Genomic DNA, 26531 nt, shown 5'->3' on the forward strand with positions numbered 1-26531 from the left:
CTCCACCAACGGTCTGTGGTTTACGTTGGGCAAGTTTAATACCCACGCGCGACAATGTCAATATTTTTTCGCAAACTTTATAATTTATTTTTATTTAGGATTATTTATCTAAGATTATTTAAGAGCGTACTCAACACGCGCGGTTGCTGGCGACTTATCCCAAACTAACGCGGAAAAATCGCAAGCAACCGTACGTATCAAATACGCTCTTAAAATAATTAATTAAATTAATATCTAACTAATATCTAACTTAACTAATATCTAACTATTCGATTTACAAAACTGCGTTAGCAACAAAGTCAAGAATGAACAAAAGAGAAACAATCCAAAGCATTGGATGAACGTCTTTAGCACGCTTCTTGCAAGTCATAACTAAGCAGTACATGATGAATCCAGCGGCAATGCCGTAAGAAATCGAGTAAGAGAACGCCATAAACACGGCAGCAAAGAACGCAGGAATAGCTTCGGAAATATCGTCCCAAGCAATCTCCTTCAACGAGCTTGCCATCATGCAGCCTACAACTACAAGCACGCCAGCCGTAGCAGCAGCAGGAACAGCGCTAGCAAATGGCGCAAGAACAATCGAAAGCGCAAAGCACACGGAAACAACTACAGAAGTCAAACCAGTGCGGCCACCAGCACCAATACCAGCAGCAGACTCAACGTAAGTAGTGGTGTTAGAAGTACCGCAAATTGCGCCAACCGAAGTTGCAATCGAATCAGCAAACAGCGCACGATCCATCTTGGAGCTAAAGCCAGAGCCGTTTTCCAAAGCCTTCTCATCTGCCTCCGAGAAAATGCCAGTTCTGCGGCCTGTACCAATAAACGTTCCCAAAGTGTCGAAAGTATCCGACATAGAGAAGGCGAAAATAGTTACCAAAACAAGCGGAATGCGTGCTGGATTAGAGAAGAGAGCAGGGAAACCTTGCGGGCCAAAAATAGCACCAAAGGTGGTTGGAAGCTGGGCAAAAGCATCCGTAACAGAAACGGCATTATTTAGCGAAGTTAAGCCAAGCGGAATACCAATCAAAGATGTTGCAATAATCGTAATAAGCAAGCTTGCGCGAACCTTAAGAACGGTAAGAACAATAGCCAAAACAAGTCCAATAAGGAATAGCCACAAAATAGGATTATTAATAACAGCAAGGCCTGGAATAGCAGCGGTTGGCTTGCTCTTAGCGGCGGCTGCAGGATCTTTAGAAGTAAAGGTGATTAAGCCAACGCTCATAATGCCAACGTATGCAACGAATAAACCAATGCCACCGCCAATCGCGTGTTGCAGCGAAGTTGGGATGGCACGAATAATCATCTTACGAATCTTGGTAACGGTAATAATAATGTTAATTAAACCGCACAAGAACACCATACACATGGCTTCTTGCCACTTAAAATGCAAGCCAAAGCACACTGTGTATGTGAAGAATGCGTTAAGACCCATGCCAGCAGCTTGAGCGTAAGGCACGTTAGCAAACAAGCCCATAACAAGCGTGCCAATAATTGCTGCGATGATTGTAGCGAGGAAAACGCCACCCTTAGGCATGCCAGTTTGGCTTAAAATCATTGGGTTTACAACAATAATATACGACATTGCAAAGAATGTAGTGAGACCTGCAGTGATCTCCGTTGATACATTCGTGCCGTTTTCTTTGAGATGGAAGAACTTTTCCATAAACTCTCTGTTCCTTGGTTTTACAGCGCAAAAGACCATAAAAAGCGTGGCGAGAGCACTTGAGCAATCGCGGACGCAATTACATTTGGGCATTCACGCAGAGGTTACTGCGACTCGCTCGGCGCGCAAAGCACAAGCCGAATAAACACTCTAGAAAACTCGCGAGAATTAGAAACGACTTATAGAACTTTGAACAACCGAACAGGTTCGACCTTACGCGCACGTGCTGACCAAAGAAAAATCGCGCAAAAATTATGCAAAAATCGCCTAAAAATCGCGCAGAAAACACCCAGAAATCGCTGCAAAAATCACCCAAATCGGCCAGAAATGTAGCGCTCCGCCTCCGCATTGCGCGGATTGTTGAACATAGTGGTTGTATCTGCAAAATACTCAAGATGCCCTGGTTTTCCAACCGCCTTAAGGTTAAAGAACGCAGTGTAGTCGGCCACGCGCGCCGCCTGCTGCATGTTGTGCGTTACAATCACAATCGTGTAATCGCGCTTAAGCTCGTTAATCAAATCTTCTACAGCAAGAGTAGAAATAGGGTCAAGAGCAGAGCAAGGCTCGTCCATAAGAAGCACTTGCGGATGCACAGCCACTGCTCGCGCAATACAAAGTCGTTGCTGCTGGCCGCCAGAAAGCCCGATTCCTGGCTTATCTAGTCTATCTTTAACTTCGTTCCACAAATTCGCGCCGCGCAAAGCCCACTCAACTAGGTCGTCGGCATCTTGCTTTGAAATATGGCGATTATTTAAGCGAACTCCTGCAAGAACGTTTTCTCGAATAGACATTGTTGGGAAAGGATTTGGGCGCTGAAACACCATTCCAACATCTCGGCGAACTGCCACAGGGTCCACATCTTTGCCATACAAATCGCGGCCTTCAAGCAACACCTGACCTTCTACGCGAGCGCCTGGAGTAATCTCGTGCATGCGGTCTAGAGTGCGCAAAACCGTTGATTTTCCACATCCCGAAGGCCCAATAAAAGCCGTAACCTTGTTTGGCTCAATGCTTATGTTAACGTCTTCTACTGCTAGAAAATCACCATAGTAAATGTTCAAATGCTTAACATCAATGCGCTGACCCATTTGCGCCTCACTTTCTAAAATCCTTCGCTTTACTTCGCTTTATTTCGCTTTACTTTGATTTACCTTGATTCACTTCGCTTTATTTCGCCTTTACTGAGAACACGCGCGCTACAACTCGCCCAATAATATTCAGCAGCAAAACAACCACAATCAAAGCAAGCGCCGCTGCCCACGCACGCTCCATTGGAATCGTAGTAACGCACGAAGATGGCGCGTTAGCTGGGCAATTCGCCGAAAGCTTTGAATATTCCTGGTAAACGTACACTGGCAAAGTAGTCATTTGCCCGTCAAAAAGATTGAAATTCGTGGATGCAATAAACCCAGCTGCCATTAAAAGCGGAGCCGTCTCTCCAACCACGCGCGCAACCGCAAGAATACAGCCAGAAACAATGCCAGGCAACGCGGTTCGCAACACAATTTTTGTAATCATTCGCTGCTTTGTAACGCCTAGAGCAAGCGCCGCTTCACGCAGATCGTTCGGCACAATTTTTAACATTTCTTGACACGACTTAACAACAGTTGGCAGCATAAGCAGCGAAAGCGCAACCGACCCTTCAAAACCGTTGATTGTTCCAGGGCCTACAAAAATCGTAAAGCTAGAAAACGCAAACAAGCCAGCCACAATCGAAGGGATTCCGCTCATAACGTCTACAACAAGATTAATCACCCTAGCTAAGCGGCTGCCTCGCGCGTACTCAATCAAATACACGGAGCACATAATTCCAATCGGAATCGAAATTGCCATTGCGCCAAGCGTAATCTCCAAAGTTCCAATAATGGCGTGCAAAATACCACCGTAGCCGCCCGTACCAGTAGCAGCGCCACCAACAACATAAGTCATATTATGCGTTAAAAAGTCAAGGTTTAATCGCTTAATGCCGTTTACAATAGTCGTAAAAAGCAAAGAAAGAAGCGGAATTAGCGCAACTACAAAAGACAAAAAGATTAGCACGCGCATAAACAAGTCTTTTCGCTTGCGACTTGCGATTCTAGAGCGCGTTGGGCGAAACTTGTTAAAGTCAATTTTTGGAGATTCGCTGCTTGCGCTAACAGTCTGATCAGAGCCAGCAGCGCCAACTTGTAACGATTGCGAATTTTGCATCATGCACTCGCCTTTCCCGTGATTTTGCGCGCAATAAGGTTTACAGCGAATGAAATAACAAACAGCACCAAGCCTGTAGCAATAAGCGCACTAACACCCAATCCGTTTGCTTCTGGGTATTGCGCTGCTATGTTTGCTGCAATCGTTTGGTTTTGCGAAGCTTGCAAAATATTGAATTTAAAGGTGAATCCTGGAGACAAAATCATAAGAACTGCCATTGTTTCGCCCAAAGCGCGACCAAGACCAAGCATAGATGCGGAAACAATTCCCGACTTTGCAAACGGCAAAACCGCTAGCTTTATCATCTCCCACTTTGTTGCACCAAGCGCGAGAGCACCTTCTTGTTGTAATCGCGGAGCTTGCTGGAAAATGTCTCGCGCCATAGAGGTTATAATCGGCAAAATCATAACTGCCAGAACAATGCTAACAGTTGCAGCACTACGAGAAGGGCTTGCAGCAGGACCTGCAAAAAGCGGAATCCAGCCAAAGATGTGCGAAATAAACTTCCAGAACGGGTATATGGATGGCACTAGCACCAATCCGCCCCAAAGACCGTAGATTACGGATGGAATCGCAGCAAGCAAGTCGACTACACCACTTAAAAGCGGCACCATTTTTGGCGGAGCATAGTGGCTTATAAACAGCGCGATTCCAATCGAAACAAAGAAAGCAAGGAGCAGAGCGAGCGCAGACATAAGAACAGTTCCAAAAACCATTGGCGCTACGTAGCCTAGAAAATCGTGCGCTTTGCCGCCAGTAAAGTCCAAAAATACTTGACTTACTTGGCTTTTGTTTGCGCCTATAATAGGCCACGCTTGAAACAGCAGGAACAATGCAACAGCTGTAAGCACCATTAAAATCAGCAATCCGCAAGCAAGAGCTACGCTTTTGAACAAGCGGTCTGCAAAACCACCTGCAAAACCACCTGCAAAATGGCCACTTTTGTGCGCATCTTTACTGATTTCAGTTCTTTGTTTAGAACTCACTCATGCTCCTTTTGTAGTCATTATATAAATGCTATCAGCAGCAATATATTGACTACTATATTAACTACTCTAAAATCTTTGCAAAATGCTATTTTTACTTGCCTATCGACTGAATAGACTTGTTAATCCTGCCCATAAGCTTTTCTGGCAAAGGCGCAGTTCCAGCAGCATCTTGAGACGCAGCCTGGCCATCTTTGCTAGTAACGTAGCTAAGCCAAGACTTTGCGAATCGCGCTGTTGCAGCATCTTTGTAAGCACCGCACACAATATCGTAAGAAACTAGCACAATCGGATAAGCGCCTTTTTCTTCCGTTTTGTGGTTTATTTTAACAACAACGCGATGCTTTGATTTTGCTGCAGCATCTTCGTCAACCTTTGAATCGTTAATGGTTATAGAGCCACCTTCTGGGCTAATCTCGTTGTAAGAATCTCCCACTTTTACTGCCACAGTTCCAAGCTTTCCAACTTGCGAGAAGTCCGCGTATCCAATCGCTCCGTCTGCCATGCGGATTGTGGAAACAACGCCAGACGTGCCTTTTGCGCCCTGACCTACGCTATTTGGCCAATTTTCGCTAAGATCGTAGGCCCAATCGCTTGGTGCAACGTCTTTTATGTAGCTTAAGAAGTTCTGCGTTGTGCCAGACTTATCGGACCTGTGAACAACTGTAATCGGCTTATCTGGTAGCTTTAGCTTTGGATTTTGCGATTTAATAGCATCATCATTCCAACGCGTAATCTTGCCGTCGAAGATTTTTGCGATTGTAGAAGCGTCCATATTTATGTGTTTTCCAGCATCCGAAACGCCTTTTAGATTAAAGATTACTGCGATTGGAGAAACATATACTGGAACGTCGAAAGCCGTAGTGCCATTTGCGCAAACCGACTTTGATTTTTCTAACTCGTCGTCGCTTAGCGATTTATCGGATCCAGCCCAAGCTGTTGCGCCCGTCATAAACGTTGTAACTCCTGCACCCGAGCCAGTTGGATTATATGCTATTTTTGCGCCAGGATTTTTGGATTGGAATCCTGCAATCCACGCTTCTACAGCAACCTGCTGGGAAGACGCACCCGAGCCTTGGAAGTTTCCTACGATTTTTGCGCTAGTATTTGCGGACGATTGCGAACTACTTGCAGGAACATTATCTCCGCAAGCCGCAAAGCTCACTAAAGTTGCGGACGCTAACAATCCTGCTGCAATCGCGCGCATATTCCACTTTGTGTTAGACTTTATTGATTGATTTTCTACTGCATTATTTACTGCATTTTTACGCATATTCTTCATTTCCTTTCAAGAAGAATTGCCATTATGCCAGTCAATCTGCGTTTCTCGTATAACCTACCGCAAATTTTCCTCTTAACTATTTAACTAATGTTTAAAACTGGCATCTTTTATTTCTTATTACCTTTTTTCTTCTATTAACGATGCCAATCTTAAGAGTGGGGTAAAAACCTTGCCGCCAAAATCTGATTGCACTCAAAAAATGGCGGCATTTAGCGCTACTCGCCTTTTGTTTGGCGATGCTGCGCGTCGGCGACCACATCGGCGTGTTGAACTCTACAAATTCCTAACAATATTTACTGTCATTTTTGCAGCTGTATCCGCGTATTCCGATATGTCGAAAGTGTGGAATTCCTCGTATTTTGTGTCTGCATTGTCGCTCATTGCGCGCACAACTAGCGCTGGAACGTCGTTTCTTGCAGCAACGTGAAGAATCGCAGCGCCTTCCATTTCTACAGCATCTGCTTGAGTCGCCTCAATAACTTCCGCCACTTTTTCGGGCGTGTCTACAAAATATCCACCAGATGCGATTGTTCCCAAAATGTGGTTAATGCCCATCTTTGTTAAAACGCTGTCTGCTGTTTTAAGAAGATAATCGTCTGAATGATATTCGTTTGTAAACGGCTTCCACTGATTAATCATGCGCATGTCGGTGTCTAAATATCTTAATGTTTTTCCAAGAACAACATCATTTGTATGCAAATTTTTATTAAGATTTCCCGCAATTCCCGAAAAGATTACGGCCTGCGGCTTGTACGTATCAATTAAATACTGTGCGGTTGCAGCGGCATTTACAAGTCCCATTCCGCCAACCGTTGCAGCCACTTCGATTTTTCCGCCATCTTCGCATTCAAGCACGCCACAAGATACGTCTAAGCTGGCTGCCTTATTATGCTTAACATTGCTAAGAGAAGCGGAAATGTGCGCAACTTCTTCTTCCATAGCGCCAATAATGGCAATTTTTGTAAACTTAGGCATTCGTCAAATCATCCTTTAGTCTTAATCGTATGTGCTGTATTTAATCTCGCGCATTGTATTTAATCTCGCGCGTTGCATTGCGTCTAATCAAAAATACGCTTACACAACACATAATAACAAAAGACGCGGTTGCAATTTTTAGCAAAGCGCTGCACGTGAATTCAAACCAAGGATTTGTAGCGGGAACATTCAAAAACTCCATGATTTGATTTTGAAGCGCAATAAACCCAAAGAAAGACGCTATTAGCAAAACGCAAATCGTAGAGCCAACAACAAGACGCCATCCGCGCACAAAAACGCAAAGCACAATCAACGTAATAAACGGAACAATAACGCTAAACCATAGTGCGGAACAGGCAACAACAGTGTAGCCTTTGCTGTGAGTGCCGCGATACCACGCAAACGCCAGAAGAAATGCGCCAGCAAGCAAAAGCGCAAAAATCGCGTATCGCGCAATTGGCAGAGCGCGGCTTAAAGCACCATCTTTATCTTGGGGAATATTGTTGTACTCGGGGGCAGGCGATTCGCACATTTTGCACTCCTTTGTTCAAAAATGCTGACTATTTGAGGATTTATTGTAATTGTTTACAACTAAAAAAAAAACACGGCGTGTCGCAATATAATCGCACTACAGTTTTGTTTGTTTGTTTGTTTGTTTGTGTAGTGCGTTTGTATCAAAAAACACGGAAATTCAGTACAATCGCACTACAGTTCTGCGTGTTTATGTAGTGCGATTGTATGACGACACGCCGTAAATCAGGTACAAACGCACTACACGATTACGCTAAGCGCGGTAGAGATTCGAAATTTTTCGCAGCGGATGAAGCGAACCTCAGCATGAAATGGTGATTCGCTGAAGCAGCAAGAAAAATCGAGAATCTCAGGCGATTAAGCAATACGCAATTGTTCAAGCACGTAAGAGGGCTGGGTGATTCTTGGTCGAACAGTATAAGAGCGGCAGCCGATACCAAATAATCCAATGGCTCACGCCTACAAACAAACTTCAACCAAAAACAAAAAATCAAAGCCAAATCGGAACAACCGCAACGACAGACTACACGTAATAGGCGGAGCGTTGTGAGACAAGAAACACCCAGCCCTCCTACACACCAAGTAAGGAAAATCGTTCGCGCAGATTAGCTGCGCTCACGTCTTCCCAGCGCAGAAGCAGTGCTTCTGCCTTGAGCTGCTCAGCGTGCCAAATTGCCTTCGCGCGCTACGCTTTAAGCGCTCCGGCAGGTTGGCGCGCCTGCGAGGAGAGAAATACTCAAACCTCGCGCAACAGTAAATAGGAATCACACAACATTTTCGGCAAAATCAAGACTTAAGTCGGCGAGAAGAAACAGACTGTGCAAGAGTGTTAAGCAATCGCGCAGTATCTTCCCAAGAAATGCATCGATCTGTAATAGACTTTCCGTATTCAAGCTCGCTCAAAGGCGCAGGATCTTGGTTTCCGCCTTGCAAGAAGCTTTCCATCATAACGCCTTTAATGCCCTTTTCTCCGTGCGCAAATCGATCCGCAATATCTTGCACAACTTGAATCTGGCGATTTTCATCTTTGCCTGAATTTCCGTGCGAGCAGTCGATTACAACGCCATTAGACGCCACGCAATCCGCGCCGAGCCTCAAACGAACCGACGCGACGGCCGCCGCAACAGAAGCCGCATCGTAGTTTGGGCCCTTGCTAGAGCCGCGCAAAACAACATGGCAATCAGGGTTTCCAAGCGTTTGCACAGCGCACGCGCGTCCAAGATGGTCAATTCCAAAGAAAGTGTGATGCTGGCTGGCAGCTAGGCAACCATTGACGGCGGCTGTAACAGAGCCATCCGTAGCGTTCTTAAATCCGACTGGCATAGAAAGACCGCTAGCAAGCTGGCGATGAATCTGCGATTCCGTGTTGCGCGCGCCAATCGCACCCCAGCTAACCGCATCCGCAATAAACTGCGGGCTAGTCGGCTCCAAAAACTCGGTTGCTGCAGCCAAACCAGCGTCTAGCACGCCAAGAAGCGTGCGACGCGCCAAAAGCAAACCCTTGTGAATATCGTGCGTGCCGTCAATATCTGGGTCGTTAATCAAGCCCTTCCAGCCAACTGTTGTGCGCGGCTTTTCAAAGTAAACGCGCATAACAATCAAAAGCTCGCCTTCGAGCTTTGCGCGCAAATCAGCCAAACGAGACGCGTAGTCAAGAGCTGCAGCGGGGTCGTGAACCGAGCAAGGCCCAACGATTACAAGCAAGCGATCGTCATCTCCGTTAAGGCATTCGCGAATCTCATCGCGTGACTCGGCAACAATATCTTGCGCATACGGAGAAAGTGGCAACTCGCCAAGAACTTGAGCAGGAGTGGGAAGCGGCTCCAACTCCAACACGCGACGGTTGATTATACGATCTACTCCAACCTGGTCTTCCCAGCGCTCGAATTTAGACGAGTCAAGCGGATTCATGCCGTTTTCAACAGCTTGCTTGACTGCGCTTGAAATGCGCTGATCAGGCGTAGATTCCATTTGTCACCATCCTATAGAATAAACTGCGCTCAATGCGGCAAGATTTGACGCAATTACAAAGCACTACAAGTTTATGTAGTCGCTCAGACCTGCCTTCGAGCTTAGAGCGTAGCGCAACTCTCCTATTTGATGTTGCGCGAGGTTTGAGTATTTCTCTCCTCGCAGGCGCGACGAACCGCCTTTCCGCTTTTTGTACCAAATTTGGCCTAAAACACGTACAAAACCCGGAAAACAACTACGCATTTTGTACCATATTTGACCAAAAACACGTACAAACTCGGGAAAAACTTCCGCTTTTTGTACCAAATTAGGCCAAATTTGGTACAAAAAGCGGAAAATAACTCACGCGGCTCGGGCGCACTCGAGTAGGCTAAACCACACTTGGCGTGGTACCTGCTGCGTCAATCGAGACGCAGCAGGCCGCGTTCGCGCAAAAAGCACACCGTGCTTTTTGCAAATAGCGAACGCGGCGCGCTCGATTAGGCTAATTTCCTAGTGAAATTAGCCTAGGCGAGTGCGCCCATTGGGTCCCACGCCGGCAAAACAATTGCTGGTTCTTCTAGTGCTTTCTTATATTCTTCTGGCAAAAGAGCCTTAGGCACAGCAACCTCGTACACGTACTCAGTAAACCAATCGTCGCTCATAGTAAAGTAACCCTTGTCCGCAATCTCTGGCCCCCAAGAGTTCTCAACACGCCAGCGGCGAGTAGTCGTGCCGTCATCCGCAACATCAACTCCAGCAAACGCCATAGCATGATTCATAGCCGAATCAGCAAAACGCACTCGCTGCTCCTTGTTCAAATCAAAATCAACGCCATAAACGCGATCGTACTCAAACAAATCCGTAGCCCACGCGCCATTATCGCGATCCATCATAGGGTGGCAATCCGCACCAAACCAAACTGGAATACCCTGCTCAACAAGAATCTTACGCACGCAATCCTTCATAAACTGGTTTGGCACATTCAAATATTCCGTAGCATCTCCGCCAGCAACATTGCCCAAGTGCTCAATCGCAATCTTCTTGCCCTTTGGATGCTCCGCACGCGGATCGTCCACCAAGCAAACGTAGTCTTCCAAACCAGCAGTAACGTACTTCTTCCAAAACTCAACTGGCGTAATTTCGCCATCACGATGGAACTTTCCGTCCTCGTCTGTCCACTCCCAATCGAAGCTCTTTGGTGGCTCACCCAAGTGAATTGTAAGAATCCTATGACCTGCAGCCATAGTCGTCTCAATAATATTGTCAATATCTGCAGCGTTAGCATACATATGAGCCACAGCTGTGTGCAAGAGCTTTTTAAGCTGAGTATTCATATCTCCAGTGTCTTTAGAAGACTCTGTTTCTGGATACAAATCCTTAGGAACAGCACCATATTTCTTGTAGATGTTCATAGCCATGGTCCACTGGCCGCCGTCGCCCATAACGTCACTGAGCAAATGCTGCAGCAAACGCGAATCAGAAGGCTCGCCAGAGCGAACAAGAGCCGCAACGTCATTTAAGAAGTAGTTGATTCGCTCAAGTTTATCGAAGTACATTGCGTAGTTCTGCGAGAACTCAAAATCCTTAACTTTAAGCGATTTTTTAGCAACAAATCGCGCAACATTCAAAGAACTAAATAGCCAGCAGCGACCAGAATGATCTTGATGCCTTGCGTCGCCATTATCCACAACCGTTGAGAATCGGCGCTGCAGCAGGCGAGCGCGGTCGTAGTTTCGCGCCACTTTATCGATTCCTGCAGCCGTAACACCGTTCATTGCCAAACGATTCAATGGATTTGCGTCAAAATCGTCACGCAAATTTTGCAAAGCTTCTGCACTTAATTCACAGATCTCAGTCACTGTATAACCTTTCTTGTTTTTCTTGTTTTATGTTTATTTTTTATAGTTTATTTTAGCTTTTTTCGCAAATCTTGCGTCTGCTTGCGATTTTTCCGCGATTTTTCTGCGCAAATCACTCAACGCAACTCATGCAACGCAAATCACGCAGCGCAAATCACGCCAGAAGCTCACGACTCCTGCGCAATTGCCTCTTCCACTTGAGCTTGAGCATCTTTTCTAGCCTGCTTTTGAGCATCCGCATCTCTATGCTCCGAAGCATCCGCATCTGCAGAATCGCCAGAATGCCCCTGTCCAGAAGCAGCATCTCCAAAATCAAATCCCGAGAATGCGTTTGCAAACAAAGACCTAAGCTCGGTAACGCGCTGCGTGATTTGCGCTTCCCTATGCTGCAACTGCGTTAAGCGCGCCGTCATGCCGTCAAGCTCCTTTTGAGCTGCCGCCCTACGCTCTTCCACCTGAGCCGTAGCATCTTGCATAGCTTTGCGAACGATTTGCGCAGCTTGAGCATCCGCATCTTTATGCGCTTGAGCAGCATAATCATCTGCATCTTGATGCACAGTTTTTGCGCGCGCAACAAGCGCGTCTGCCTCTTCTTGCGCAGCACGCTCACGCTCTTTTAGACCAGAAATAAGCTCGTTCACCTTTTTTGTGGCCTCTTCTTGCTGAGCGGCAATATCGTTTCTAATTTGCTCAACTTCTGCACTAACTTGGCTAAGAGTACGCGTGCGCTCAACTTGCGCTTCGTCTGCAATCTCTTGGGCCTTTGCAGCTGCAGCATCCGTGATTTCTCCAGCCTTGCGCTGAGCATCCGCCATCATCTTTGTTGCGCGCTCTTGCATATCTGCAAGCTTCTTATTCGCCTCTGCTAAAGCCGATTCAATTTGATCATTCGTTTCTGCTTTAGCATGTGCGATTTCCGCGTTTGCAGCCGACCTTTGTTCCGCGATTTTTTGCGCTGCATCCGCCTTCAGCTGTGCAATTGCACGTTCTTGCTCGGATTTTTCGGATGCCATTCGCTTCGTGTGCTCTTCACGCGCATTGTTGATTTCTAGCGTTGCAGCATCTTTTTGTGCATTAACATCTTTACTCGTTGTTTCGCGCAAACGCTCTGAATCCTCTTTCGCAGCGCTCGTCATCTGATTTGCCTTATTGCTGGCTGTAGAAAGTAGCGTATCTGCCTTAGTTTGCGCTTCTTGAAGCAAATGTTCCGCGTCTAATTTTGCATTATTCAGTAAAGTTCCTGCCTGAGCTTGAGCCGTCTTTTTAATAGACGCAGCGTCTTGCTTTGCACGCTCAATTAATTGCGCACTAGTTTGCTCTGCCGAAGCAAGTAATTGTTGCGCATTTGCGCCCAAAGATGCAAAAGTATTTCCGCTTTTTGCGCGTTTTACATTATTTTTTTCTTCTTGCAATTGTGCTTGCAATTGAAGAATAGATTCGTCACTAGATCGCACTTGTTCACGCAAACGCGATATTGTGCGCTCATAGTTGGTAAAGGCTTCGTTGACTTTATCTTTGTCGTACCCTCGCAAAGCAGTTGGGAAACGATCTGGCACCATGTTTATTCCTTTCACAAACCCCCGCACGACTCTACTTATCGTGCACACTCCATCAGCAATAACGCTATCACTTTAGTTGCTAAAACACTCGAGCGTGTCGCGCGAATTACTTGAGCAATATTCCCGAAGACGAAGGTTTCATATAGTAATTTACAGCTTCGCAAATTATGCTTTTTCCAGCTTTTATTTGCGCGTCCAATGGCAGCCCGTGGCGTGCATCATGCAACGCAACCACTGGCGGAAAACTTACAAACCCTGCGATTATGCGCTTTTTAGAATTATTCGACGCCCAATCTAGCAATCTATAAAACAGCGAATTGCAAACATATGTTCCTGCATCCGAGCTTAGCGTAGACGCAATCCCACTATGAGCAAAATCGTTTAGAATCATTCTTAGCGGCAGCCTAGTCCAGTACGCAGCAGGCCCATTTTCAACGATTTGCACGCTTTGAGGAGTGTGGTTATCTACGTCTGGCTTATTTGCATCCATTATGTTTGTAGCACATCGTTCTAGTTGCACTCCACGAGCCGCGTGTTTTACGCCTGTTGCAATCACAATATCCGCGTCTTGCGCGTTAATCGTTTCTAAAAGATGCGGCCAAGCGTTTGCAAAGCTGATTGGCAACATTACAGACGTAATTTTTACGCTAACATCTTCTGGAAGATTAAAATCCGATGCTAAATCGCCATTTTTGGCGTGTTCAAGCGCCAGTGGCACTTCGTGCGACGGATTTATTTCTAAATCCTCGTATGGTCCAAACCCAGAAATCACTACGTTAATTTGATTCATAACAATAGCTTTCTACGCAATAGCTTTGCTTTTTACTTGTCTTTGACTACAAGCGCAAGCAATCGTCCTTCGTGAGATTTTCCTGCAAGACATGCGCGTCTGTGAGAATACCATAATGGATTTTCCAGCGTACACATTGGGTTTTGCAACGCCTTAAGGCGACTTTCCAGCGCTTCGCCTTCGCCGTCTACCTTACAAATCGTTTGCAACTCTTCATCTTTAGCCAAATATTGCGTGGCAGCAGTAACGCGCGGCAAAGCGTCAACAATATTTGCAACTCCTGCAAGCGCTAAATCAATGCGAGCAGCTTCTGCAATATCAATTCCAAGTCCACCAAATCGCGTTTGCGTTACAGTTTGTGGGTAGCGCCGCTCAAAGTCGCGCGCGATTTCTTCGCCAACTTCGTAGCAATCACCACAAATACATGGCCCCAAAACAGCTGTTATATTCGAGCGTTCGGCTCCCTTTTCGCACATTGCTTCAATAACAGAATCAAGCACGCCAGCCATTAAGCCTTTTCTGCCACAATGCGCTGCAGCAATTACGCCAGATTCACTATCTGCAAGCAAAACTGGCAAGCAATCTGCAGCAAACATTCCTAAAGCAAGAGAGCAAGCAGTTGAAACTTGCGCATCTGCTTCGATTCTAGCGTGTGAATCTGCAAAACCTGTAGCATCAAAACCGTACGGAGTGTTCCACGAATCAACTATTGGATCTGCATCAAATACGCTATTTCCGTGAACTTGGCTAACAAGACACAAATCAGATTTAAGTGCGCGTTGCAAAGCGCAACGGTTGCTAAACACAGATTTAGCATCATCGCCAGCTTTGCCTCCTAAATTAAGCGAAGCAAACGCACCTTCAGAAATTCCACCTAATCGCGTTGTAAAAACGGCATGAGCGCGTGCGCCCAGTGGCACTGGAATCGTCACTGGAATTGGCAAGCCGTCTTCGTCTTCGTGTGCAAGTGGCATTCCTGCTACGCTAGTTTCTTGCATATTATTCGCTTTCGTTTTGTCTTATTCGTTTTGTCTTATTTGATGTAAAAGTTAATCAAAATTAAACTAACCCAAATAAGCTAATTCTTCATCGCTTAATTGCAAATCTGCAGCCTTTAAGCTATCTAAAATCGTAGCTGGCCTATGCGCGCCTGGAATAACAAAAACATTGTTTCCTTTAGCAAGCTCCCAAGCCAAAACAACCTGTTGATAGCTAACGTTGTGATCATTTGCAACTTTGCGGAATGGGTCAAAAAGATGCTCGTCGTACGGGTGACGGAACCCTCCAAGCGGACTCCAGCAAACAAACGCAATTCCAAGCTTCTTGCAATATTGCAACGTGTCTTCGTTTTCTAGATGCACTGGCGAATACTGATTTTGAACAGCAACAAGCTTTTCTCCCAAAATCCCACGCGCAATGTCAATCTGCTCAACAGATGCGTTAGAAATGCCGATTTCTCGCGCGACGCCCTCATCAAGCAGCTGTTGCATTGCTTCAATCGACTCGTTGTATGGAACTTCTGGATCTGGCCTGTGGAAGTAAAGCAAATCAATCGTATCTACGCCAAGAGCCATTGCCGACTCTTTAGCGTGCGCAATCAAATGCTCTGGCTTTCCATCTTTACCCCACGTTGGCTTGCCATCTGTAAAGTTGCGGAAGTGACCGACTTTTGTTGCAACAAGAATCGAAGACTTGTCTCCATTCCAGCTATCCAACGCCTCGCGCACAAGCTTTTCGCCAGTTTGCTCCTCACCGCCCGAGCAATAATACGCCCATGCCGTATCTATATGCGTGCATCCAGCGTTTAGAGCCGCGTGGATTGTTTCAATGCCCATACTGTGCCCAAGATTGTTTTCAATCGTTAATGGCATCTCACCAAAGCCAATAGCTGTAGTGTTAAACGATCCTATAGTACGATTCATGGCCATTTTGCTCCTGTTCAAATGTTTCAAAAAATGTTTCAAAATGCCCCCAAGCGCAAAAGCAACTTGAAGGCATTTAGATTTTTTATTTTATATGACTAGGCGCTTATGCGCTTGCGTCTTTATCTTGCGATTAGTCCTCGTCAAATGGGTCAAAATCGCGACGGATCCTGCGACGAGGGCGTTCTGCGCGCTCCTCGCGAGCAGCGCGATACTCATCGTAGTGGTCGTCGTCTGCAGCGTAGCGCAAATTGCGGTCGCTCACTCTGCGATCCGAGCTGCGACGAGGACGCTCTGCGCGGTCGTCGGAACGATCGGAACGTTCTGCGCGCTCACTTGCACTATCATCTCGCTCGTCGTATCGGTCGTCGCGAGGAGCGCGGCGGCGAGGACGGTCTTCATAATCGTTGTTATCGTAGCGATCGCTTCTGCGATCATCTCTTCTAGAAGAGCGCTCATCGTAGCGGCTTGAACGATCCGAACGATTTTCCCTATCGTCATAACGCGAATCGCGATCATCGCGAACGCTACGGCGGCGAGGACGATCATCTCTATCTCCTCTGTCTCCACGATCATCCCTATCGTCGCGTGGAGCACGCCTACGGTCACTTCTGCGATCATCCCTATCTTCACGATCTTCGCGAGATCCACGACCACGGTTTTCACGAGGCGCTGGCGCCGAAGACTCTTGATTTTCAAAACCTGGAATTGCCAAAGAGATCTTGCCGCGCTCGTCTACGCTTTGCACGATTACTTCTACGGTATCTCCCTCTTTAAGCACATCTTCAACAGTGTCGATGCGCTCACCGTTAGCAAGATTACGAATCTGGGAAATATGCAACAGGCCGTCGCTTCCAGGAGTCAAGTTTACAAAAGCACCAAAGCTCGTAGTCTTAACAACCTTGCCAGTAAAAGTCTCGCCAGCCTTTGGAATACGTGGATTTGCAATAGAATCAATGATTTCCTTAGCCTTTTGAGCAGCTTCGCCACCTTCGGAAGAGATGTACACAGTACCGTCATCTTCAATAGCAATCTCGGCACCAGTTTCTTCTTGAATCTGGTTAATCATCTTACCCTTAGGGCCAATTACTTCGCCAATCTTATCTACAGGAATCGTAGTTGTAATAATGCGTGGAGCAAATGGGCTCATCTCTGCTGGGCAATCAATGCACTCGTTAATCACTTCAAGAATAGTCGTGCGCGCCTCGTGAGCTTGCTGCAAAGCAGCAGCCAAAATGTCTGCTGGAATGCCATCAAGCTTAGTATCAAGCTGCAAAGCAGTAATAAATTCAGACGTACCAGCAACCTTAAAGTCCATATCTCCAAACGCATCTTCTGCGCCAAGAATATCGGTCAAAGTCTTAAAGATGTGCTTGCCATCAACGTCTCCCGAAACCAAGCCCATAGCAATGCCAGCAACTGGAGCCTTCAAAGGAACGCCAGCAGCGAGCAAGGAAAGCGTAGACGCGCACACGGAGCCCATAGATGTAGAGCCGTTGGAACCAATAGCTTCCGATACTTGACGAATAGCATATGGGAACTCTTCGCGACTTGGCAAAACTGGCACCAAAGCCTTCTCTGCCAAAGCACCATGACCAATCTCGCGGCGCTTTGGAGAACCAACGCGACCCGTTTCACCAGTGGAGTATGGAGGCATCTCGTAGTTGTGCATGTAGCGCTTAGTTTGTGGGCCAGAAAGCGCATCCACTTGCTGTTCCATCTTAAGCATGTTCAAAGTAGTTACGCCCAAAATCTGGGTTTCGCCGCGCTGGAAGAGCGCCGAACCATGAACGCGAGGAACAATATCAACTTCTGCACTAAGCGTACGAATATCGCGCAAGCCGCGGCCGTCAATACGGTAATCTTCCGTCAAAATACGACGACGAACAATCTGGCGCTGCAACTCCTTGAACGCATTGCCGAGTTCCTTTTCTTTCTCGGCTTCGTCCATATCAGTAAACTCTTGCGCAATCGCCTCGCGCACGCCTTCTTTAATTTCCGCAATGCGGTCTTGGCGTGGAAGCTTTTCTGCAATAGAAAGAGCCTCGTTCAAATCAGCATGAGCAATCTCATCGATTCTTGCATAAAGCTCATCCGTATACTCTGGGAACAGCTGGAATTCCTTGGTTTCCTTAGACGCAATTCGCTTCAACTCATTTTGCGCTTCGCAAATAACCTTAATGAACGGCTTTGCGGCTTCTAAGCCTCCAGCTACAACTTCCTCATCTGGCTTAATTTGACCCTCATTATAAATCAAATTCCAAGCATTCTTACCAGCGCCAGCTTCGATCATTGCAATCGCAACATCGCCATTTTCAATAACGCGACCAGCAACAACAATCTCAAATACAGCACGCTCACGCTCACTCCAACGAGGGAATGCAACCCACTGGCCATCAATCAAAGCCAAACGCACACCAGAAACTGGACCTTCAAATGGCAAACCAGAAATCATAGTAGAAGCAGATGCAGCGTTCAAAGCAATAACGTCGTAAGCATCATCTGGATTAATTGCCAAAATCGTTTCTACAACTTGCACTTCGTTACGCAAAGTGTGTGGGAAAAGCGGGCGCAATGGGCGGTCAATAATACGGCACGCAAGCGTTGCCTCATTTGACGGGCGTCCTTCTCTGCGGAAGAAAGATCCTGGAATCTTACCAGCAGCGTACATTTTTTCTTCCACATCAACAGTCAGTGGGAAGAAGTCGTAGTTTTCTTTTGGACTAGATCCTGCAGTCGTCGTCGACAAAATCATGGAATCGTCATCCAAGTATGCGGCAACAGCACCATCCGCCTGCTGAGCGAGGCGACCTGTTTCAAAACGCAGCGTGCGCTTTCCAAATGAACCATTATCAATAACGGCTTCTACAGCCTTAATTTCGGGACCCTCCACGGGTTCCTCCTTTTCTTAACTTACCTAATCAACCAACATGCGTCGTCATTGGCAGACTCGCTTTTTTGTTACCTTTGCCTAACATCCGCGCGAATCTTTGCAAAATGCATAACCAACATTTCGTAGTTTTTTGTTTCGGTTACTTCAATCATCCATATTCAATTATGTTTTATTCTTCAGTTATAAATCCTGCAAACTTAAGAACTTGCTAAAACTAAATCGCTTAAATCTTAAATCACTTAAATCTTAATCGTTTAACCTTAAATCAATTATTCTTAAATTATTTAGCTTAGAATCTAAATCGTTAATCCTAAATCTTCAAACTTAAATCTTCAAACTTAAATCTTCAAACCTCAAATTCAGCCATTTAATCAAGCTTTTTAATTCTACTTCAAACACACTAAATTCACTAGAATTGCATAAACAATACGCATAAATACAGATGCATAAATACAAAAGCCCGAGCTTATGCTCGGGCAAAAAGACTTATCGACGCAATCCGAGTCGATCAATCAAAGAACGATAGCGATTAATGTCTACGCGCTTCAAGTAATCAAGAAGACGACGACGGTCACCAATCATGAGCATCATACCACGACGAGAGTGGTGATCATGCTTGTGCTCCTTCAAGTGATCGGTAAGGTCGGAGATGCGCTTGCTGAGCAAAGCAACCTGAACCTCTGGGGAACCCGTGTCACCCTCGTGCGTTGCGTATTCGTTGATAATGTTCTTCTTATCTTCAGCCGTTAATGCCACGGCGTCCTCCTTATGTAGTTACTGCGCGGTGCCGCATCCTTTAATACAGCGCTTGCAAATCCGCGGGCGTTACACGCCGAGTTTCAATGTTACAACTATGCCCAAACAAGCTTATAAAGACTACATAGCAGTCATAAATCCACCAAAAATCACAACAAGAATCGCAAGAACTTCAATAGCGTAAAACATTATGAACGAAGCCCAGCTGCGAGTCAAAACGTTTAATCGCGATTTTTTAGGAACCGTTACAAGCAATCCAACAAATAAAATCGCATAAACAGCAACGCCAAATCCAGCAGAGATTATTCCAAGATTTGCTGCATTCGCAAGCCCACTTGCTGGTCCGTAAACTACGTATGTTGAATACCAAAAACTTAAGCGCAATAAGCATAATCCGCTAATAAATTGTTCAATCGCTAGAAAAACAACAAACAAAAATCGCCAAAGCCATCTACCAGACTCAATTAGCGCCATTGCTAAAACTGTAGCAGTTGCAACTGTTGTAACCCAAGCAATAAACACAACTCCCTGTGCAGATAATCCAGAAAAATTCTTAACAACCCAAGCAGTATGCTGAACTGCCAAAGTTCTACCCGCCCAATAAGGAACAACAACCGCTACAAGAAGAATCGCAAAATAAAGCACCCAGCGCTTAGGATTTGAGTGGCGTTTGGAGATATCTGCTATAGACAGCTCCGACTCCAATTCGCCAGGCGACTCAAGGGGTTCATCTGCGTTAGCATTAGCAGCATTAGCGTTTGCTTTACACTGAGCCATCTCTTGCATTCTCCTTTAACGTGCTAAATTCTAAATGAATACCTTACCAGCCACATTCCCCTATCTAAAGCGTGCAATATAATGATACTCCACGCGATTGCAACAAAATTCGCAATCACAAACAGATTTAGGTACACACATGGGTTTTATTCATTTTATTCTTAACCTTCTTAAAGATCCGCGCTCTGCTATAGCTGGCTGGATTGCTATGGGAACTGCACCCGCACTAGGATTGATTTTTCTAATCATCTTTATTGAAACAGGCGTTGTGTTCTTCCCATTCTTGCCTGGCGATTCCTTGCTTTTTGCAGCTGGATTCTTTGCAGCTCCAGATGCACAAACTGGTAAAAGCTCGCTTCCACTTGCGATTTTGCTCGTAGCTGTTTGGCTTGCACCAATTATTGGCGACCAATGCAACTACTTTATTGGCCACTTTTTTGGCAGGCGAATCGTTGAATCAGGCAAAGTTAAGGCCCTAACTCCAGAACGCATTGCTAAAACAGAGCAAATGATTGATAAGTGGGGGCCAATTGCAGTGTTCTTAGGCAGATTCTTCCCATTTATTCGCACATTTATGCCTTTTATTTCTGGCATTTCTGGCATGCGTTGGACTCGTTTTACTCCTTTTTCTGTTCTTGGCGGAATAGTGTGGTCGTCGCTTTTTACTCTTCTAGGCTACTTCTTTGGCAACATTCCTTTTGTTCAAAAGAATTTTGAGCTTGTTATAGTGGCGATTTTGCTTATTTCTCTTGTGCCAACTTTTATTGGACTTTACAAAGCTCATGCTGCAAACAAAGCTAAAAAGCAATCGGAAGGCAAATCGCAGCAAGATTAACTAAAGAATTAGCAACGTTTTACAACACTCCAACGCTGTTAGCGTTGTACTTTTACGCATTTTGTAGTACAGTGTGCAGAGTTGTGTAAAACATTGGGGCTATAGCTCAGTTGGTAGAGCGCTTCGTTCGCATCGAAGAGGTCGTGGTTTCGATTACCATTAGCTCCACTAAGCCCACTGCATTCATTCCACCGCAGTGGGCTTTTTCTTTGCAAATCCTAAACGCCGCTGTTATCAAATGTGTTTTCAATCGAATCTATAAGCGGATCTGCCTGACTCATTATGCTCTTAACTCTGTTATCAACGTTTTTATTTTGCGACTTCAAAGACCGTGCTAAATCCAACGCATCGTCAAAAATCTTTTCAACAATATCTTGATTTACGCCATCTGCCTTAAATTGCGCACTCCAAGAGTTCAGTGACTCAAACACAATCTCACTTGCATCTATTTTTACAATCTCATTTTCGTTTTTCTTTGCATTTTCAACAAAAGCGCGCAGCTTCCCAGCATACTCTCGCACTTTAGGCATTGGCTTACCTTGCGAATAGTTTGTAAGATCTAAGTAGCCTTTGCCAAGCGTAGAATACATTAACGCCGACTCATAATCCTTTGCTTTAACACCCTTTAACGCCTCTTCAAACCACTTTACAGACTGTTCAATACGCTCCTTTCTATTCGCACTACTTGATTCTTCTTTATCTTTAACTCCGTAATACCAATACGCTTTTCCAACAGATAAGCATAATTCATACCAATCTTCAGATTTTTTAAGATCCGACTTGTACTTATTAACAAACGACGTAAAATCTTCTCTTTCGCTTGCGCTCCACCGAAAATCTTCAATCTGGTTTACTAAAAGTCGCAACGCTGGCTGAATAGACATAGGCTGAACATTTGCGTTAAAAAGCTTTACTTGTAAAAACATAGCTTTGTTAACGTATTCAACAATCTGCTTAGAATCTGCTGATTTTGCAGCCTTAACCATGTACTTTTTATACTCTTGCACATTGCTTGTTATATTGCTCGCATGCTTGTTTTTTGTAGAAATATTTCCGCTTTTTACATATAATCGCGACTCTATTACTTTTGCTCTACTTGCATTTGTTATTACAGATTTACAAGCAAATGCAAAAACAACACATCCAATAAATGCCATTAAGACGCAACAAACAATCTTAAAAATATTTTTCTTGCCATTTTTAACACCATTTTTAACACCATTTTTCTTGTGTCTTTTGCCAATATTTTGATTACCACTTTCTACGCGCAATCGCGCTCTAGCACGGCTGCTACGACTTGCATCATATTTTTTGCGCGTTTGCGCACCTCTTGCACGCCTTTTATTGCGCAAAACAAGACCAGATTCTCCCATATTTGATTCAACTTTTTCGCCAAATTCTAAATCTTCTAAACAATCTTTTAGCGCTTGAGAAAACTCCGCACAATCTTCGTATCGATCCTTTGGATTATGCGCCAATGCGCGCATTAACACATAGCGCACACCACTATCGCAATCGTCGCAGCTCAAGTCGAAGTTAGTAAGCGGATGAGATTTATTAGAATCCTTAAAATCTAAAGTCTGATTACTAGAAAAACTAGAAAAATTGGAATTGTTAAAACTTAAAGAGGAATCAGAATGATTGGAACTCTCGCAATAGCACGTACCCGTAAGCGCGTAAAACAACGTTGCTCCAAGCGCATAAACGTCTGTAAAAACGCCGATTTTAGCATCCTGCTCAAAAAGCTCGGGAGCTGCAAATCCACATGTTGCAAAACGCGCATCTTGCTTAAATCGACTTGGTTGCACCAAAACACCATCTTCGCCTTTAAGCTCTAATGCAGAGCCAAAATCAATTAGATGCACACTAGAATCATTAGAGATCATAACGTTAGAAGGCTTTAAGTCGCAATAAACAACAGCTGGATTTAACGAGTGAAGATATTGCAATAATTCGCATAGCTGGATTCCTAAAGCGCATACTTGACTAGGAGTAATAACTCCGCTTTGCGCAATAATCGTTTTTAGCGAACTTCCCTCAACATAGTCGCGAACTGCGTACGCTCTGCCATTTTCTTCAAAGAAATCAACGATTCTAGGAATACTAGGATGATTGCAATGATTCAAAACCTCGACTTCTGCTCGAAGCGATTGCAAAATCAAAGCTTTTTTATCACTATCTAAATTCTCATTAGATGTTTCTTTAACAGCCCATTTTTTGTGTAAAACATTGTCTACTGCAAGATAAACGCTAGAAGTTCCGCCCGAACCAAGCTTTCCCAAAAGCTGATATTTTCCACCTACACAAACCATATTTACCGCACTTTCATAAAATCAAACCGATAATAATCCTGTGCGCTAAACTCTATGCACTAATTCATGCAAAGAAAAGACTTAATGGAAAATGTGTACCAAAGCCATCAAAGCCCTAGAAAAATAAGGGAAAAGTTATCCACATTGCTTGCATTGCTTACATTGCTTACATTGCTTACATTGCTAGCATTAATAACACTAATCAATCAATGTCTGCACCAAGAGCAGTGAGCTTGCCTCTAAAATCTGCATAACCGCGGTCAATAAGCGAAATGCCCTTAACATTAGACGGTCCTTTTGCTGTAAGAGCTGCAATAAGATGACTAAAGCCGCCACGCAAATCTGGAACATCAATATCTTGACCAGTAAGAGGCGTTGGCCCAAAAATCACAGCAGAATGCTTGTAATTGCGCTGCTGGAATCGGCATGGAAGAGAGCCTAAGCACTCACGATACAGCTGAATCATTGCGCCCATTTGTACAAGCGGCTTTGTAAAGCCAAAACGATTCTCATACACTGTTTCGTGCACAATGCTCAAGCCTTTAGCTTGCGTTAAAGCAACAACAAGCGGCTGCTGCCAATCGGTCATAAAACCAGGATGAACGTCTGTTTCAATAGCAACTGGATGCAAGTCTCCGCCTGGATGCCAGAATCGAATACCGTTATCTGCAACGTCAAACTGGCCGCCAACTTTGCGGAAAACGTTTAAGAATGTCATCATTTCTGGCTGAGTTGCGCCTTTAATAAACACATCTCCGTGAGTTGCGAGCGCCGCAGAAGCCCAAGATGCCGCCTCAATCCTATCTGTTAAAGCAGTGTGATTGTAACCTTGAAGCTTATCTACGCCCTCAATCCTAAATGTGCGATCAACGTCTACAGAAATGATTGCGCCCATTTTTTGCAAAACGGCCACCAAATCCATAATCTCTGGTTCGATTGCAGCTCCAGAAAGCTCCGTTTTGCCTTCTGCAAGAACAGCTGCAAGAAGAGTTTGCTCAGTGGCACCAACCGAAGGGTAAGGAAGATGGATTTTAGTTCCGCGCAAACCGTTTGGAGCAGTAATATGAATACCGTCTTCGTGGTCTTTGTTTACATTTGCGCCAAGCTTGCGCAAAGTTTCAAGATGGAAGTCTATAGGGCGACCGCCAATATTGCACCCACCAAGCGCTGGAATAAAAGCCTCGCCAAGCCTGTGAAGAAGCGGGCCAGAAAACAGAATAGGAATACGAGAAGACCCAGACAGCGTGTCTACGTCTGCAACATCTGCAAGTTGAACGTTGCTTGCGTCAATGCTAACAACGCCTGCAGCGCCATCAACGTTTACGTTTACGCCGTGCAATCGAAGCAAATCCGAAACAACATGAACATCTCTAATCTCTGGAACATTCTTTAACACGGATTTTCCAGGAGCTAGCAGCGCTGCAACCATCGCCTTGCTAACAAAGTTTTTTGCGCCACGAACTTTGATCGTTCCGTTAAGCGGCTTGCCACCTTCTACATGTAAAACGTCTGCAGCGTCGATGCCACTTTCGTTATGTTCAGCCGTGTTTTGCGCAGACACATTTACCTCTTTCGTTTGCAACTAAAACTAATTAACTATAATACCGATACGCGTGCCAATCGCATGTAAATTACGTTGCAATCGCGCTCAAATTCGCGCCAATGCTAAATAATCCGTGCTATTTTGCAACCATAGACCGCCATCTTCTTAAGATCCTTGCAAAGAGTGAAGGCTTTTGCAATAAATCGACTTCTGGCAAATCGTGGCTACAATCCGCGTTTAATCCATACGTGTACGCTTTCTTAGACGATGCTTTGCCAACTAAATCGCCAAATTCCAGCATTTGCGTTCTAGGCTCGTAAGGGTGACGAATGTCAAACTCAAGAAGCCTTGCTCCGCATTTAGAAGCCACTGGCCCGTAAGACGCAAATCCGCACGTTGCAGTGGCCATTAGAAGCATGCCAGAATCCTCGCACCTGCCCGCAAACGCGTTTCTGTGATCGTGCCCTGCGCAAAAAGCAAAAGCACCAATCTTTTGCAAAATATCGTATTCACCGCTGTCTTTATCTGGGCAGCTCACGCCTTCTCCAAGATATCCATCTGGCAAAACGCGATTATCGTCTAAAGCGTAGTATTTTCCAGCAAAACGCCTATATCCTTCGATTGCGTGTTCTTTAGCAGCGCAATCTTTAGCAACTTCGCGCAGCAAATCGTAGTATTGCGGAAGCGGAAAATGCTGAAAAACGCAAAATCTTGGTGGCAAAAAGTTTGGCAAATCCGCTAAAAAGTCAAGTGTCTTACTAGAAGGACTTCCGTAGCCGCCGCGCTTTTCATAATCGCCAGAATCTACAAGAACAATAGAAAATACGACTTTTTCTTGATTTACGTCCATAACAGGCAAAGCGAATGTTCCTGCTTTACAAGGAAATATGATTTGATTTGGCAAAATGCTTTTTGGAAGAGACATTGCGGATCCGCTAGAAAATTCTCCATCGGTTTGCTGGCGATTCAAGCATCCCGAAAACTCTTGATACAAAGAATCCAGCTCCGCGTTGCTTAATCCGCACTGAAAATCGTGATTCCCGTACGTTAGCGCCCAAGGAATTGAGCGATCTTCTAAAGGCTTTACCATGCATTTAATATGATCTAAGACTTTTTTGCGCGTATTTTGCAAATCTTTTTCATGCGACTTGCGCGCATCTGCTCCACGGTTATCTGCTCCACGGTTATCTTGCGACTCATCCCAGCGTCTTCGCACAAATGTGTTCGCAAAATCTTTAGCATATCCTGCAATTTGATTGCCACTAAAAATCACAATATCTGGCCTAACTGCATCGCAAGCAGACTCTATTAGCTTAATCGTGTCTTTGCTGATTTTTGGCGCATCTTGAACATCTGCAAACTGTAAAACGCGGAATTTTCCCGAAAGATGAAATTGCAACTTACCAAATCTTGCAGAGACGGATGTTGGAAGCTTCGACGAATCAGATGCGCTATACGAATTAGACAAATTAGACGTATTAGATGCATTAGACGACTTAGCAAAACTTGACGACTTAGCATTTTGAAAAGTCTCCTGCTCATTTAGGCTGCTTTTCAAAATCTTAGAGTCGCTTTTATCAGATTCTGCAATTTCTAACATAGTTCAAGCATACGGCACAGCATCTGGCGTATCAACAAAACACGGCAAAACACTAAAAATCATTAATGATTATTCAAGACGACGCAAAACAAGGCAAGA

General features: G+C 45.0%; 20 protein-coding genes and 1 tRNA gene. 2 read left to right on the top strand and 19 right to left on the bottom strand.

Annotated features, from left to right (window positions below; translation table 11 throughout):
- Positions 1-274: 274 nt before the first annotated feature.
- The 16 genes from HXT36_RS04285 to HXT36_RS04360 all read right to left on the bottom strand — a co-directional run bounded on the left by HXT36_RS04285 (position 275) and on the right by HXT36_RS04360 (position 20142).
- A complete protein-coding gene (locus HXT36_RS04285) occupies positions 275-1669 on the bottom strand; it encodes an NCS2 family permease (protein ID WP_421778631.1) in 1395 nt (464 codons plus the stop codon).
- Positions 1670-1977: 308 nt separating this feature from the next.
- Entirely contained in the window at positions 1978-2757 is a 780-nt protein-coding gene (gene pstB, locus HXT36_RS04290; protein ID WP_004131665.1) for a phosphate ABC transporter ATP-binding protein PstB, read from the bottom strand.
- A 79-nt stretch (positions 2758-2836) separates the two neighbouring features.
- On the bottom strand, positions 2837-3862 hold the full coding sequence (gene pstA / locus HXT36_RS04295) for a phosphate ABC transporter permease PstA (protein ID WP_421778632.1): 1026 nt from the start codon (positions 3860-3862) through the stop codon (positions 2837-2839).
- A complete protein-coding gene (pstC, locus tag HXT36_RS04300) occupies positions 3859-4821 on the bottom strand; it encodes a phosphate ABC transporter permease subunit PstC (RefSeq protein ID WP_050566883.1) in 963 nt (320 codons plus the stop codon). The genes pstA and pstC overlap by 4 nt, the downstream gene beginning before the upstream one ends.
- Positions 4822-4939: 118 nt before the next feature.
- Positions 4940-6118: a phosphate ABC transporter substrate-binding protein PstS gene (pstS, locus tag HXT36_RS04305; RefSeq protein ID WP_032813093.1), complete on the bottom strand. Its 1179-nt coding sequence runs from the start codon at positions 6116-6118 to the stop codon at positions 4940-4942.
- 282 nt (positions 6119-6400) lie between these two features.
- Complete coding sequence (gene mtnN, locus HXT36_RS04310) at positions 6401-7102, bottom strand: 5'-methylthioadenosine/S-adenosylhomocysteine nucleosidase (protein ID WP_248901390.1); 702 nt, start codon at positions 7100-7102, stop codon at positions 6401-6403.
- 40 nt (positions 7103-7142) lie between these two features.
- On the bottom strand, positions 7143-7634 hold the full coding sequence (locus HXT36_RS04315; protein WP_421778633.1) for a hypothetical protein: 492 nt from the start codon (positions 7632-7634) through the stop codon (positions 7143-7145).
- Positions 7635-8419: 785 nt separating this feature from the next.
- Entirely contained in the window at positions 8420-9604 is a 1185-nt protein-coding gene (locus tag HXT36_RS04320) for a 3-deoxy-7-phosphoheptulonate synthase (RefSeq protein WP_248901391.1), read from the bottom strand.
- Positions 9605-10110: 506 nt separating this feature from the next.
- Positions 10111-11445, bottom strand: coding sequence for a C1 family peptidase (locus HXT36_RS04325; protein WP_018621737.1), 1335 nt, complete (start codon positions 11443-11445; stop codon positions 10111-10113).
- Between the two features lie 167 nt (positions 11446-11612).
- Positions 11613-13004 (bottom strand): hypothetical protein, encoded by a 1392-nt coding sequence (locus tag HXT36_RS04330; protein ID WP_016636471.1) that lies wholly within the window; start codon positions 13002-13004, stop codon positions 11613-11615.
- 106 nt (positions 13005-13110) lie between these two features.
- Positions 13111-13794 carry a pyroglutamyl-peptidase I gene (locus tag HXT36_RS04335; RefSeq protein WP_016636472.1) on the bottom strand — a complete coding sequence of 228 codons (684 nt, stop codon included), beginning with the start codon at positions 13792-13794 and terminating at the stop codon, positions 13111-13113.
- Positions 13795-13826: 32 nt separating this feature from the next.
- Positions 13827-14792 carry a polyphenol oxidase family protein gene (locus tag HXT36_RS04340; protein ID WP_421778634.1) on the bottom strand — a complete coding sequence of 322 codons (966 nt, stop codon included), beginning with the start codon at positions 14790-14792 and terminating at the stop codon, positions 13827-13829.
- Positions 14793-14858: 66 nt separating this feature from the next.
- Complete coding sequence (locus HXT36_RS04345; protein WP_421778635.1) at positions 14859-15722, bottom strand: aldo/keto reductase; 864 nt, start codon at positions 15720-15722, stop codon at positions 14859-14861.
- A 127-nt stretch (positions 15723-15849) separates the two neighbouring features.
- Positions 15850-18609, bottom strand: coding sequence for a polyribonucleotide nucleotidyltransferase (locus tag HXT36_RS04350; protein ID WP_119529153.1), 2760 nt, complete (start codon positions 18607-18609; stop codon positions 15850-15852).
- Positions 18610-19095: 486 nt separating this feature from the next.
- A complete protein-coding gene (rpsO, locus tag HXT36_RS04355; RefSeq protein ID WP_004131651.1) occupies positions 19096-19365 on the bottom strand; it encodes a 30S ribosomal protein S15 in 270 nt (89 codons plus the stop codon).
- 120 nt (positions 19366-19485) lie between these two features.
- The gene (locus HXT36_RS04360; protein WP_421778636.1) at positions 19486-20142 is read right to left on the bottom strand and encodes a teichoic acid transporter; all 657 of its coding nucleotides are present in this window, start codon (positions 20140-20142) and stop codon (positions 19486-19488) included.
- Between the two features lie 139 nt (positions 20143-20281).
- Here HXT36_RS04360 and HXT36_RS04365 point away from each other — a divergent pair, with 139 nt between their 5' ends.
- Positions 20282-20977, top strand: coding sequence for a DedA family protein (locus tag HXT36_RS04365; protein ID WP_415701249.1), 696 nt, complete (start codon positions 20282-20284; stop codon positions 20975-20977).
- 95 nt (positions 20978-21072) lie between these two features.
- Positions 21073-21145 (top strand) — tRNA-Ala (locus HXT36_RS04370).
- A gap of 50 nt (positions 21146-21195) precedes the next feature.
- On the opposite strand, the gene HXT36_RS04375 is transcribed toward HXT36_RS04370, so the two are convergent.
- The 3 genes from HXT36_RS04375 to HXT36_RS04385 all read right to left on the bottom strand — a co-directional run bounded on the left by HXT36_RS04375 (position 21196) and on the right by HXT36_RS04385 (position 26432).
- On the bottom strand, positions 21196-23289 hold the full coding sequence (locus HXT36_RS04375) for a serine/threonine protein kinase (RefSeq protein WP_421778637.1): 2094 nt from the start codon (positions 23287-23289) through the stop codon (positions 21196-21198).
- Positions 23290-23491: 202 nt separating this feature from the next.
- On the bottom strand, positions 23492-24850 hold the full coding sequence (gene murA, locus HXT36_RS04380) for a UDP-N-acetylglucosamine 1-carboxyvinyltransferase (RefSeq protein WP_050566871.1): 1359 nt from the start codon (positions 24848-24850) through the stop codon (positions 23492-23494).
- A gap of 118 nt (positions 24851-24968) precedes the next feature.
- Complete coding sequence (locus HXT36_RS04385) at positions 24969-26432, bottom strand: serine/threonine protein phosphatase (RefSeq protein WP_421778638.1); 1464 nt, start codon at positions 26430-26432, stop codon at positions 24969-24971.
- Positions 26433-26531: the final 99 nt, after the last annotated feature.

The sequence above is a fragment of the Gardnerella sp. DNF01144 genome (assembly GCF_049244245.1).
Lineage (GTDB): Bacteria > Actinomycetota > Actinomycetes > Actinomycetales > Bifidobacteriaceae > Bifidobacterium > Bifidobacterium piotii.

Bases quoted from the DNA above. Each gene is read 5' to 3' on its own strand.
- HXT36_RS04285 (WP_421778631.1), bottom strand. From the start codon at position 1,669: ATGGAAAAGTTCTTCCATCTCAAAGAAAACGGCACGAATGTATCAACG.
- pstB (WP_004131665.1), bottom strand. From the start codon at position 2,757: ATGGGTCAGCGCATTGATGTTAAGCATTTGAACATTTACTATGGTGAT.
- pstA (WP_421778632.1), bottom strand. From the start codon at position 3,862: ATGATGCAAAATTCGCAATCGTTACAAGTTGGCGCTGCTGGCTCTGAT.
- pstS (WP_032813093.1), bottom strand. From the start codon at position 6,118: ATGCGTAAAAATGCAGTAAATAATGCAGTAGAAAATCAATCAATAAAG.
- mtnN (WP_248901390.1), bottom strand. From the start codon at position 7,102: ATGCCTAAGTTTACAAAAATTGCCATTATTGGCGCTATGGAAGAAGAA.
- HXT36_RS04315 (WP_421778633.1), bottom strand. From the start codon at position 7,634: ATGTGCGAATCGCCTGCCCCCGAGTACAACAATATTCCCCAAGATAAA.
- HXT36_RS04320 (WP_248901391.1), bottom strand. From the start codon at position 9,604: ATGGAATCTACGCCTGATCAGCGCATTTCAAGCGCAGTCAAGCAAGCT.
- HXT36_RS04330 (WP_016636471.1), bottom strand. From the start codon at position 13,004: ATGGTGCCAGATCGTTTCCCAACTGCTTTGCGAGGGTACGACAAAGAT.
- HXT36_RS04335 (WP_016636472.1), bottom strand. From the start codon at position 13,794: ATGAATCAAATTAACGTAGTGATTTCTGGGTTTGGACCATACGAGGAT.
- HXT36_RS04340 (WP_421778634.1), bottom strand. From the start codon at position 14,792: ATGCAAGAAACTAGCGTAGCAGGAATGCCACTTGCACACGAAGACGAA.
- HXT36_RS04345 (WP_421778635.1), bottom strand. From the start codon at position 15,722: ATGGCCATGAATCGTACTATAGGATCGTTTAACACTACAGCTATTGGC.
- HXT36_RS04360 (WP_421778636.1), bottom strand. From the start codon at position 20,142: ATGGCTCAGTGTAAAGCAAACGCTAATGCTGCTAATGCTAACGCAGAT.
- HXT36_RS04365 (WP_415701249.1), top strand. From the start codon at position 20,282: ATGGGTTTTATTCATTTTATTCTTAACCTTCTTAAAGATCCGCGCTCT.
- HXT36_RS04375 (WP_421778637.1), bottom strand. From the start codon at position 23,289: ATGGTTTGTGTAGGTGGAAAATATCAGCTTTTGGGAAAGCTTGGTTCG.
- HXT36_RS04385 (WP_421778638.1), bottom strand. From the start codon at position 26,432: ATGTTAGAAATTGCAGAATCTGATAAAAGCGACTCTAAGATTTTGAAA.